Source organism: Streptomyces sp. ISL-100 (assembly GCF_018614615.1).
Lineage (GTDB): Bacteria > Actinomycetota > Actinomycetes > Streptomycetales > Streptomycetaceae > Streptomyces.
On the sequence record NZ_JAGGOK010000072.1, the window covers coordinates 1 to 10,576 of the forward strand.

General features: G+C 68.6%; 13 protein-coding genes. 10 read left to right on the top strand and 3 right to left on the bottom strand.

Translation table 11 applies throughout. From position 1 onward, the window contains the following. Positions 1 to 179 precede the first annotated feature (179 nt). The 8 genes from J7E89_RS31035 to J7E89_RS31070 all read left to right on the top strand — a co-directional run bounded on the left by J7E89_RS31035 (position 180) and on the right by J7E89_RS31070 (position 6,860). Positions 180 to 1,589 (top strand): MFS transporter, encoded by a 1,410-nt coding sequence (locus tag J7E89_RS31035; RefSeq protein WP_214978022.1) that lies wholly within the window; start codon positions 180 to 182, stop codon positions 1,587 to 1,589. Positions 1,590 to 1,723: 134 nt separating this feature from the next. Next, positions 1,724 to 1,960, top strand: coding sequence for an acyl carrier protein (locus J7E89_RS31040; protein WP_308315663.1), 237 nt, complete (start codon positions 1,724 to 1,726; stop codon positions 1,958 to 1,960). Beyond that, positions 1,957 to 3,210 carry a beta-ketoacyl synthase gene (locus J7E89_RS31045; RefSeq protein ID WP_214978024.1) on the top strand — a complete coding sequence of 418 codons (1,254 nt, stop codon included), beginning with the start codon at positions 1,957 to 1,959 and terminating at the stop codon, positions 3,208 to 3,210. Before J7E89_RS31040 ends, J7E89_RS31045 begins: the two co-directional genes overlap by 4 nt. A 32-nt stretch (positions 3,211 to 3,242) precedes the next feature. Then, the gene (locus tag J7E89_RS31050) at positions 3,243 to 4,178 is read left to right on the top strand and encodes an alpha/beta fold hydrolase (RefSeq protein WP_214978025.1); all 936 of its coding nucleotides are present in this window, start codon (positions 3,243 to 3,245) and stop codon (positions 4,176 to 4,178) included. Between the two features lie 189 nt (positions 4,179 to 4,367). Next, positions 4,368 to 5,039: a hypothetical protein gene (locus J7E89_RS31055; RefSeq protein ID WP_214978027.1), complete on the top strand. Its 672-nt coding sequence runs from the start codon at positions 4,368 to 4,370 to the stop codon at positions 5,037 to 5,039. A 240-nt stretch (positions 5,040 to 5,279) separates the two neighbouring features. Beyond that, on the top strand, positions 5,280 to 5,513 hold the full coding sequence (locus J7E89_RS31060) for a chaplin (RefSeq protein ID WP_214978029.1): 234 nt from the start codon (positions 5,280 to 5,282) through the stop codon (positions 5,511 to 5,513). Between the two features lie 162 nt (positions 5,514 to 5,675). Next, positions 5,676 to 6,308 (top strand): chaplin, encoded by a 633-nt coding sequence (locus J7E89_RS31065; RefSeq protein WP_214978037.1) that lies wholly within the window; start codon positions 5,676 to 5,678, stop codon positions 6,306 to 6,308. Between the two features lie 234 nt (positions 6,309 to 6,542). Then, a complete protein-coding gene (locus J7E89_RS31070; RefSeq protein ID WP_214978039.1) occupies positions 6,543 to 6,860 on the top strand; it encodes a hypothetical protein in 318 nt (105 codons plus the stop codon). Positions 6,861 to 7,043: 183 nt separating this feature from the next. Here the strand turns inward: J7E89_RS31070 and J7E89_RS31075 are convergent, their stop codons facing one another. Next, positions 7,044 to 7,442, bottom strand: coding sequence for a rodlin (locus J7E89_RS31075; RefSeq protein WP_214978041.1), 399 nt, complete (start codon positions 7,440 to 7,442; stop codon positions 7,044 to 7,046). A 210-nt stretch (positions 7,443 to 7,652) separates the two neighbouring features. On the opposite strand from J7E89_RS31075, the gene J7E89_RS31080 reads away from it, so the two are divergent. Beyond that, positions 7,653 to 8,054 carry a rodlin gene (locus tag J7E89_RS31080; protein ID WP_214978043.1) on the top strand — a complete coding sequence of 134 codons (402 nt, stop codon included), beginning with the start codon at positions 7,653 to 7,655 and terminating at the stop codon, positions 8,052 to 8,054. 186 nt (positions 8,055 to 8,240) lie between these two features. Here J7E89_RS31080 and J7E89_RS31085 read toward each other — a convergent pair whose 3' ends face one another. Continuing rightward, the gene (locus J7E89_RS31085; RefSeq protein ID WP_214978045.1) at positions 8,241 to 8,738 is read right to left on the bottom strand and encodes a DUF5949 family protein; all 498 of its coding nucleotides are present in this window, start codon (positions 8,736 to 8,738) and stop codon (positions 8,241 to 8,243) included. 82 nt (positions 8,739 to 8,820) lie between these two features. Continuing rightward, positions 8,821 to 9,210, bottom strand: coding sequence for a metalloregulator ArsR/SmtB family transcription factor (locus tag J7E89_RS31090; protein WP_214978047.1), 390 nt, complete (start codon positions 9,208 to 9,210; stop codon positions 8,821 to 8,823). Between the two features lie 120 nt (positions 9,211 to 9,330). Between J7E89_RS31090 and J7E89_RS31095 the strand changes: the two genes are divergently transcribed. After that, positions 9,331 to 10,576, top strand: a 1,246-nt coding sequence (locus J7E89_RS31095) for an HAD-IC family P-type ATPase (protein ID WP_214978049.1), incomplete at its 3' end; no start/stop codon positions are given.

Genomic DNA, 10,576 nt, shown 5'->3' on the forward strand with positions numbered 1-10,576 from the left:
CAGGAGGGGACGTGCCGGGGCGCTGGCCGCAGGGCGCCGAACGCAACGAGCCCGAATACAAAAACGAGTACCCGAACGTTCGGCGTCCGAGGAGACGCCACGGCGCGGCACCGACCCCAGAGCCTCAGGCCTCAGTCCCCCCGGACACCCAGGAACCAGCCGCCCCCCACCGCTGGGCCATGCTCGCCGTGGTCTGCGTCGCCCAGTTCATGCTGATCCTCGACGTCACCGTGGTGAACGTCGCCCTGCCCGACATGGCAGCCGACCTCCGCCTGGACCGCCCGACGCTGACCTGGGTCGTCACCGCGTACACCCTCTGCTTCGGCGGCCTGATGCTCCTGGGAGGCAGGCTGGGCGACGCCTTCGGTGCCCGCCGCACACTCGCAGCCGGCCTGGCGCTCTTCACCGCCGCCTCCCTGGTCACCGGCCTCGCCGAAACCGCGCCCACCCTCCTCGGAGGCCGCATCGCCCAAGGCGTCGGCGCGGCCCTGCTGTCCCCGGCCGCACTGGCACTCGTCACGACCACCTTCCACGGCAACGAGCGCCACAAGGCGCTGGGCGTATGGGCCGCCATCGGCGGCACCGGTTCCGCTGCCGGCGTCCTGCTCGGCGGCGCCCTGACCGCGGGCCCCGGCTGGCAGTGGGTCTTCTACGTCAACGTGCCGGTAGGCCTCGCCCTACTCGCCGCAGTACCCGCCCTGGTCCCGCCCCGCGCCCCCCAGCCGACAAGGCTCGACATGCCGGGCGCACTCCTCGTCACCGCGGCCGCCGGTGCCCTCATCTACGGCCTGGTCAAGGCGGGCGACACCGGATGGGCCGCCCCCGCCACCCTGCTCCCACTCGCCTCCGCCGCCGCCCTCTACACCCTCTTCGCCGCCGTGGAACGCGCCACCCACGCCCCCCTCATGGACCTGAGGATGTTCACCCGCCGGCCAGTGCTCGCGGGCGCGTTCCTGATGCTGATGGCGACGGCGCTGCTGATCGCGTTCTTCTTCCTCGGCTCGGTCTACCTCCAGCACGCCCGCGGCCTCAGCCCACTGCGCACCGGCTTGGTCTTCCTGCCGGTCGCAGTGGCGACAGGCATCGGCGCCCACCTCGCATCCCGCCTCATCAGCAGCATCGGCAGCCGTACGACCGCGGTGACGGGCATGGCGATCGCGGCAGCAGGTACGGTCCCCCTCACCCAGCTCACCGCCGACGGCAGCGTGTACGCCACCTTCCTCCCGGGGCTGGTCGTAGCCTCCCTGGGCCTGGGCGCGGTGTTCGTCACCGCCACCACGACCGCGCTGGCGATGGTGGAGCACCACGAGGCGGGCCTTGCCTCCGCAGTGGTCAACACCTTCCACGAGGTGGGCGGCTCCATAGGCGTGGCGGTGGTCTCCACCATCGCGGCAACCGCCATCGACGGCGGTATCGACGGCGGCATCGACCACGCCATCGCGGCCGGAACCCAAGGCATCGCAGAGACCACCGGCTTCACCGACGCGTTCACCGTGTGCGCCCTGGCAGCCGCCGCAAGCGCGGCGACAGCCCTGGCCCTTGTCCCACGAGGAAAGCCGCGAATGACCGGCGGCCCCCACGTGCATTGAACTCCCCAGGTCCCCAGGAGTTTCACCGCAATCCGTACGCGCGTGCCAGCCGTCATTACATTGGGCGAACGTTGTAAGGCCCTGTCCGGGTAGACGCGTATAAAGGTTGCCGGACGAACTCGGAGGAGCGACGAGTGGCCAGTGCGACAGAAGCCGTCAGCACGCTGATGGTGCAGAAATTCGGAGTTGACCCAGCGGCCGTCCGTCCCGAGATTCCACTCTACGAATTGCGCATGGATTCACTCGCGCTGGAAGAATTCCGCATCCTCATCGAGGAGCAGCTGGAAATCGACCTGGAGGACGCGGCGCTGACGTCCCGCAACACCGTGGGCGAGCTCGTCGAACTCGTACACAGCAGGACCCTCGGATGACCAGGCCGGCGACCCCGCCCTTCACGGCGGCCGTGACAGGACTCGGCCTGGTCACAGCGGCAGGAGTCGGCGTGGACGAGGCGTGGCGAAACGTCACGCGTGGCGAGGTCCGCGGGTCCTCCGTGGGCCCGCGCGAGGCACTCCGCGACCTGCCGTGCGACTTCATGTACGCCATCCCCGCCGAAGAACTCGACACAGCGCAAGTCCTCGGCGTGGCGGCCCAGCGCCTGATGGACCGTTTCTCTCAACTCGCGGTACTGGCCGCCCGCGAGGCCGTCGCGGACGCCGGCCTCGACCCGTCGGTCTGGGACAGCGGCCGGGTAGCGGTGGTCATCGGATCCGCCCACGGAGGCCTCCCCTTCTACGACGACCAGCACGCCGTACTCACCACGAAGGGCCCGCGCCGTGTCTCCCCCAAGCTCGCCCCGCTGACCGTCGTCAACAGCGCGGCCAGCAGCGTCTGCATGGACCTCGGGGCACGCGGCCCGAGCATGGCGGTCTCCACGGCCTGCTCGTCCGGCACCGTAGCGATCGGCACCGCACACCAGATGCTGCGTACCGGTGCCTGCGACATCGCCGTCGCCGGCGGCGCCGAGTCGGTCTGCTCGCGGCTGCTGATCGCCAGTGCCTGCCAGATGCGGGCGGTGTCGACCCGCCGCGACAATCCCGCCGCGGCCTGCCGCCCGTTCGACGCGGACCGCGACGGCTTCGTCGTCGGCGAGGGTTCCGGCCTGCTGGTCATGGAACGCCCCGAGCACGCCGCCGCGCGCGGCGCCCGGATCCGGGCGGGCATCGCCGGTTACGGCGCGTCCAGCGACTCGTACTCGGCCGTCGCCCCCGACCCCGAGGGCAAGGGCATCGAAAGCGCGCTGCGGGCCGCGCTGACGGACGCGGGGGTTACGCCGTCCGACATCGGCCACGTCAACGCGCACGGCACGTCAACGGTGTTCAACGATCTCATCGAGGCGACGATGCTGCACCGCCTCCTGGGCGCGGACCCACTCGTCACCTCGACCAAGGCCATGACGGGCCACACCCTGGGCGCGGCCGGCGGCATCGAGACCGCGCTGACCGTGCTGGCGCTGGAGAACCAACTCGTACCGCGGACAGCCAACTTGGAGTCGCTGGACCCACGCATCCCGGTGGAGGTGGTCGCGAAGGCCTCCCGCCCCGCCGCGTTCGACTGCGCCGTCAAGACGTCGCTCGGCTTCGGCGGCCACAACGCCGCGCTGGTCCTCACGCGCACCTAGCTGTGATCCGCACGTCGAGAGGGAGAAGGAGCATGCCCGAGGAAACCGTTCGCTCGCTGTCGGTGGACGGGCTGCGCTACTCCTACCGCCTGCTGAAGCGAACCGGCCCGGTCACCGAACCGGGCACGGAACCGCCCTCCGAGCAGCTCACCGAACCGGTGGTCATCCTGGGCGGCGCCCTGCAAGGGATGCACGGCTGGCCCCAGATGGACGGGCGCCTCGGACCGGTCGCGAGCGTGGTGACCGCGGATCTGCCCGGCATGGGAACCGCGGCGCCCCTGCCGCCCGGCCCGAGCGCGGACATCCTGTGCGCCGCCGTGACCCGGATCATCGACGATCTCGACGTACCACGCGTCAACCTCTTCGGCTTCTCCTACGGTGCCGCACTCGCCTTCCGCTGCGCCCAGCACAACCCGGGACGCATCGCCCGGCTCGTTCTCGGCGGAGTCCCGGCCCACATCTCGGACGCCCAGCGGGCCCACTGGCAGCGCGCCACCGACCGGCTCGCCGCCGGGGACAGGGACGGCTTCGCCACGCTGGTGACGGAAGCACTGATGTGTCTCGACCCGGACCGGTACGTCGCCCGCCGAGACCTCGCCTACCGGTACGTGAAGCGCTCCATGCTCCACGCGGTCGCGCACTCCCCGCACGCCGCGGACTCCGTGTACCGCTCACTCGGCGACCGGCCGGACTTCTCGGGGGGGCTGTCCGGAGTACCGGCGCTGGTCTTCACCGGGGAGCACGACACGGTGACATCCGCGGAGCACCAGCGGGCCTTCGCCGGGACCATCCGGGGCAGCCGCTTCACCACCATCCGCGATGCCGATCACTGGGTCGTACTCGAAAAGGCCGAAGAGGTCGCGGACTTGTCCCTGCGCTTCTTCACCGACCGCCCGCTGGAGCCGGCCGCGTACCTGAGTTCGGTTCCGCATCAGGAGTGCGTGCCCGATCGCAGCAGCCTCGCGTGACCGGTGACGGCCCGCGCCGTTGGCCCTGCCCGTCCTTCCGGACGTCGGCGACGAGAGCTTCCAGGGCTTCGACAAGGCGATCCGCCACTGACGGAGCGTGGGGGAAAAGTTGCGGAGCGTGTCCACGGGTTGCACGGTGGCGTTGTCCCCACTCTCCGGGGACACACCCCTCACGTAAGGACTCTTCGCATGCGCATTTCCCGGACCGCCGGCTTCGTCGTTTCCTCCGTGGTGTGCGGGGCGCTGGTCTTCGGCTCGGCCGGAGGCGCGATAGCGGCCCCGGTGCCGGCCTCACTCGCGTCGGAGGTCTCTGCCGCCGAAGACCCGCTGCCGGATGCCGCCAAGTTCACCGCCCAGGTCAAGCTGCTCAGAAACATCGACATCGCGCTGACCCCCGTCACCGACCTCCTCGACGCCGTCATCGCCGCCGGCGGCAAGTTGTCACCGGCGGAGATCGCCAAGCACGTGAAGGCGATCGAGGAGGCACTGAAGGACCTCCCCAAGGCCTCCGGCACGGCCTTGGAAGTCCCCGCCGGTCCCGCGCCCGCGCTGCCGCCCGTGGCAACGCCCCGGGCCGACGTGGGCCAGGATCTCAAGGTCAAGGCGGTCGCTGATCTGCGTGCCAAGGTCGGCGTACTACTGAAGGCCGCGGAGGCGGGTGACGCGGCGAAGGTGCCAGAGGCTGTCGTGGCCACGATCACCGCCATCCTCAACGTCATCGTCAGCATCGTCACGGGCGGCGGCCTCCCGGCTCCGAACCTCGCGGGGCTGCCTCCGCTGCCGAAGGTCCCGGGCGCCGCTGAAGTGCCCAAGGCTCCTGGCGCCGCCGAACTGCCCAAGGTCCCCGGCTCAACAACCTGACGGCGGCCCGCGCGACCAATTCCCGGTTCTCCCTGTGGGGAGGCCGGGTATTGGTGTGCGGAGTAATTGAATGTTAGGGCGTTCGGGTGACGGTGGAAAGATAGCTTCTTTTATGGGGTTTCTTCGGTGGAAGCGGATCGTTACCGATGACGACGGCGACGCTACGGGCATGAAGAAAACAGACTCGTGCAGCGCGAAGGACGTGGCTGTGTAGGCTGTCGCCGCCGGAAAGGTTCATAAATGAAGTACGTGAAGAGCGCCGCATTCATCGCCGGCTCGCTCCTGGCCGTCGGTGTCGCCTCCCCGGCCATCGCCGACTCCGGGGCGAAGAGTGATGTCAAGGGAAGCCCGGGCGTCATTTCCGGCAACAACGTTCAGGTTCCGATCCACATCCCGATCAACATCTGCGGGAACACCGTTAACGTCATCGCGCTCCTGAACCCGGCCTTTGGTAACGAGTGCGTCAACAAGTAATTCCCAGTCCGAACCACTAGGTGTTCGGCCCCAGTTGGCCCCCCAGCGCACCCCATGCGCTCGGGGGCCAACTGAACCTCCCTCATCGCGTGTGAGCAATCGGCTCGCCCGCAGGCATGAAAGACAGGGAACGGCAAAGTGCGACAGGTTTTGAGCAGAGGCATGTTCGCCGCGGCGGCCGCCTCCGGGCTCCTCGCCATGACCACCGGCTCCGCTCTCGCGGACTCCGGGGCCGACGGGGACGTCTCCCACTCGCCGGGCGCCGCGTCCGGCAACAACATTCAGGTCCCTGTACACATTCCGGTGAACGCGTGTGGCAACACCATCAACATCATCGCGCTCCTGAACCCGGCCTTCGGCAACGAGTGCGCCAACATCGACCACAAGACCAAACCGTCCAAGCCCGGCCACGGCAACCCGGGCCCCGGCAAGCCCCCTGGTAAGGACAGGCCCGGCCACGGGAACCCTCCTGGTGGCGGCCACCCGGGTGAAGACCACCCCGGTAAGAAGCCGCCCCGCAGTGAGCCGCCGCGGCATGAGCCCCCTCGGGCCGAGCCGCCTCGCCATGAGCCGCCGCGGAGCGAGCGGCCCCGGCACGAGCCCTCCGTAAACAAGCCGCCCATGAAGGAGTCTTCTGCCGTCGCGCCGTCCGAGCGAGTGCGCCCGGCCGCGGACGCGGCCCCGAGCCTGGCCGAGACGGGTGCCGGTGAGCTCGGAGTCGCCGCCGCGATGAGCGCCGCGCTGCTCGGCGGCGGTGTGCTGATGTTCCGTCGGAACAAGGCCCCGCAGGCCTGAATCGCAGGACGCTGAGATGTTCGATGGAGCGGGTCCCCCGGACCCGCTCCATCGTCATGTCCGGCCACTTTCCGGCCCCGCATCCGAGTGAATCGGCAAGAACGGCGTACGGTTTGAGTTTCTCACTGTCCGGGCACTCGTTAGTCCTGGTGTAAGTGACATGGAACAGCAGCGTCGGAATGTCACGGGATTCGTAGTTCGCGGATTACGCCAGCACGAAGAGGGATTACTGGAATGACGTACATGAAGGCCGCCTCGGCCATTGCCGTTTCGATGATGGCCGCGGGAGCGGCCGCAGGAGCGGCGTCTCCGGCCGTCGCTGCCGACTACGAGTCGATGAGCCTGAACTCGGGCGTTCAGCAACTGACTGACGCTCTGCACACCCACCAGCCGGTGGACTCCACTGTCCAGCCCCTCCTGCACACCGCGACCGACACCGCCCAGGCCGTCAACGAGGCCAGGAACGGTGACCCCAAGAAGCTGATGGGCACCGCGGTGGAAACCGGAAAGTCGGCGGCTCCGATGATTGGCGGCATGCCGCTCGGCCGCTGAGGAACGCCGGCGTTTCTCCTGCGGTGCCGGAAGGCCGGCGCGTACACCAGTAATGGGTGTGTGCGCCGGCCTTCCGGCATGTACGGCCGCCTGTACGCCCCGTCTGCACGCCCCGTCTGTACACAGCAGTGCGCCCCTGACCGTGGTCAGGGGCGCACGCCGGGGTTCAGCTCGCGATCAGCGTCAGCGCTTCTTCTCCGCGCCGTTGCCCGCGATGGCGTTGTCCAGGACGTGCGAGAGCGTCTCGTCACCCTTGTTCTGGGAGGAGCTCTCGACGCACTGCTGCTCCTGCGGGTTGGACAGGATGTCCTGAACGCCGACGACGTTGATGATGAGCACGTTCTGGATGTTCTTGACCGGGACTGCGACACACGGCTTGTTGAGCGTGCCCTGGACGAGGGTCAGCTGCGGGCTCTGCTTGCCCTTCGTGACAGAGTTGCCGTACTTCTGCACCGATCCGTTACCACTGGCGTTGGCGGTCGTCTGGTCGTCACCCGCCGCGATTGCCTGACCGGCTCCGGCAACGCCGAACCCGACTACAGAGGCCGCTACTGCCGCCGTGGTCATCATCTTCTTGAGCATTTGATTTCCTTGTTAGTCCGGGACACAGGGTTCTGCGCCAGGCTCAACCTTCGTTATGAGGATTGGTTGCGCCGATTCACTCGAATGGAATTCAAGGTCCTTCCGGCCCAATCTCGCACGGCCAAATGGGTGACGAAGGAGAACTAACCCACTGTCGGCTAGTTGGGCAGTGCGCCTCACCTCGGGGTACGACATGGAAAGAGGAAAACAGTGATCAAGAAGGTCATGGCTACCGCTGCCGTCGCCGTCTCTGTCATGGGCCTCGGTGCCGCTGCCGCCCCGCAGGCAATGGCGGCCGTCGACGACCAGGAGGTCCGCACCGCGAGCGGCAATGGGTCGAAGCAGATCTACGGCAACTCCGCCACGCACGGCGACATGAGCCCGCAGATCGGGCTCATCCAGGGCTCGTTCAACAAGCCGTGTGTCACTGTTCCGATCAAGAACATCCAGAACGTGGCCGCCTTCGTCAACGTCGTTGGCGTTCAGGACGTCCTGTCCAACCCGCAGAACCAGCAGTGTGTTGAGAACTCCACCCAGAACAAGGGTGACGAGACGCTCTCGCACGTCCTGGACAACCTCCTCGCGGCCAACGGCGCGGAGAAGAAGCACTGATATCCGTGGCGACGGCTCGGGTCACCGCCTCCCTCCTGGGTGGTGGCCCGGGCCGGCACCCGGCCGGGATGTGGCGGGAAACTCCAGCCGCTCCTTCCACCCCTGGTCACAGCCTTCAGGCCCTGCAGATGATTTCGCATCCGCAGGGCCTGAAGGCTGTGGAGGGAGGTGGCAGGAGCGGCGCGGTCACTTGCGCAGAGTGGTCACCGGAATCACGCAGTGCGCGGAGGCCGCGAGTACCTCCTCGTTGCCGACGAAGGCCTTCAGGTCCTCCGCCTCGACGGGGACGCCCGGGGTGCCCTCGGGCCACGGGCGGGTCGTGAAAATGAAGTGCGCGTTCTTGCGCTTGAGGGCCGCGGCGGTCCATTCCCTGGGTACGAGGCACTGGACCCTCAGGCTCGGCATCGTCAGTGACACGCTGCCACTTTCGAGGAGCAGGGTGACCGGTTCCTTGGACTTGGAGGCGTCGAAGATTCCCTCGCCGACCGGCAGGCCGGTCTGTTCGAGGAGCAGCCGGACGGCCTTCTCGCCGGCCTCGGGGCCGGCCGTTCCGTCGCCGAGGGAATAGGCGAGCAGGAAAGCCATGTCGCGTCCGTCGTCGATATTCTCGCCGGACCAGGCAATTACAGAGATCGTGCCCAAGTGACTTTGCTCGACAGCGGGTTCAGCGGTCTGGGAGGTCATACGTCGGGACCCTAATTGCCCGGAGCGGGTACGCCCGGCCATAAGTCACCCGGTCGGGCTAAGCCTCTCTCCTCAATACCCCTTACGAGGCAGGTCCTTCAGCGATGCCCGGCTGCGCCTTCGCCGGATTGTCGCGGGCGCCGAGGCGCAAATGCTCGATGTGGTAAACGGCTTCGTCGAGAAGCTGGGCGACGTGATTGTCGTACAGGCTGTAGACGATCCGGCGGCCCTGCCGGGCGCCGGTGACCAGGCTCAGTGCGCGCAGCAGCCGGAGCTGGTGGGAGACCGCCGACTGTTCCATCCGGACCGCTTCGGCCAGCTCCGTCACGGCGCACGGGCTCTGGCGGAGCCGGGTCAGGATCATCAGCCGGGACGGCGTGGCGAGCGCCTGGAGCGTGGCGGCGATGGTGGCGGCGGCGTCCGCGTCGAGATGACCTGTGGGTGTGGCGCGTTCGTCGACTCCGTGTCCCATGCGGCCATCGTATCGGCGGGTGTCAGGGTCTATTAGTGAAGAGCTCTTCATGTATTCCGTTATGGTGGGAGCTCGTCATCACGTCTGTGCTGTCCGACTCCGACCGAGAGGTGTCCTGCCGTGGTTTCCCCCCTGCTCGACGACCGGCCCGCCGCTACGCGGTTGCTGGCCGCGTCGCCTGTGCCGTCGCGGCGTACGAAACTGCTCGCGCTGCCGGAGGTTCGCTGGGCCGGCCTGTCCGCCGTCGCCTTTCTGCTGGCCTTTCCGCTCGATCTGGCCGGGGTGTCGGCTTGGGTGTGGGGGCCGCTCTACGCGCTCTGTTACGTCGCGGGGGGCTGGGAGCCGGGTTGGGCCGGGCTGGTGGCGCTCAGGGGGTGGAGCCTCGATGTCGACCTGCTGATGGTGGTTGCCGCGATCGGGGCGGCGGCGATCGGGCAGTTCCTCGACGGGGGGCTCCTTATTGTCATTTTCGCCGTGTCCGGTGCGCTGGAGGCGCTGGCCACCCGGCGTACGGCCGACTCGGTGCGGGGGCTTCTGGATCTTGCTCCGGCTACTGCTGTGCGGCTGCGGGGTGCTGCTGGGGAGGATGAGGACGTGGTGCGGCTCGCTGAGCTGCGGGTCGGGGATCTGGTGCTCGTACGGCCGGGTGAGCGGCTGCCGGCCGACGGCACGGTGGTGGAGGGCGCCGGCGAGGTCGACCAGGCGACCATCACCGGGGAGCCGCTGCCGGTGAACAAGGAGCCGGGGGACGAGGTGTTCGCGGGCACGCTCAACGGCACGGGGGCGCTGCGGGTCCGGGTGGACAAGGACGCGTCCGAGTCGGTCATCGCGCGCATCGTGGGCATGGTCGAGGAGGCGAGCGAGACCAAGGCGCCGACGCAGTTGTTCATCGAGAAGGTCGAGCAGCGTTACTCGGTGGGTGTCGTGGTTGCCACGTTGGCGCTGTTCGGGGTGCCGCTCGCGTGGGGGGCGGACTTCACCTCGACGCTGCTGCGGGCCATGACGTTCATGATCGTCGCCTCGCCGTGCGCGGTGGTGCTGGCGACCATGCCGCCGCTGCTGTCCGCGATCGCCAATGCCGGGCGGCACGGGGTGCTGGTCAAGTCCGCGGTGGTCATGGAGCGGCTGGGTGGCGTTACGCGGGTGGCGCTGGACAAGACCGGCACGCTGACGGAGGGGGCGCCGCGGGTCGCGGAGGTTCGGGTGGCGTCTGCGGGGGGTGGTGGGCTGGGGGAGGCGGGGGTTCTGGCGCTGGCGGCGGCCGCCGAGCATCCGAGCGAGCATCCGCTGGCGCGGGCCGTCGTGGCCCTGGCGAAGGAACGCGGGGTGGGGATGCAATCGGCTGAGGACTTCTCCTCGGTGCCGG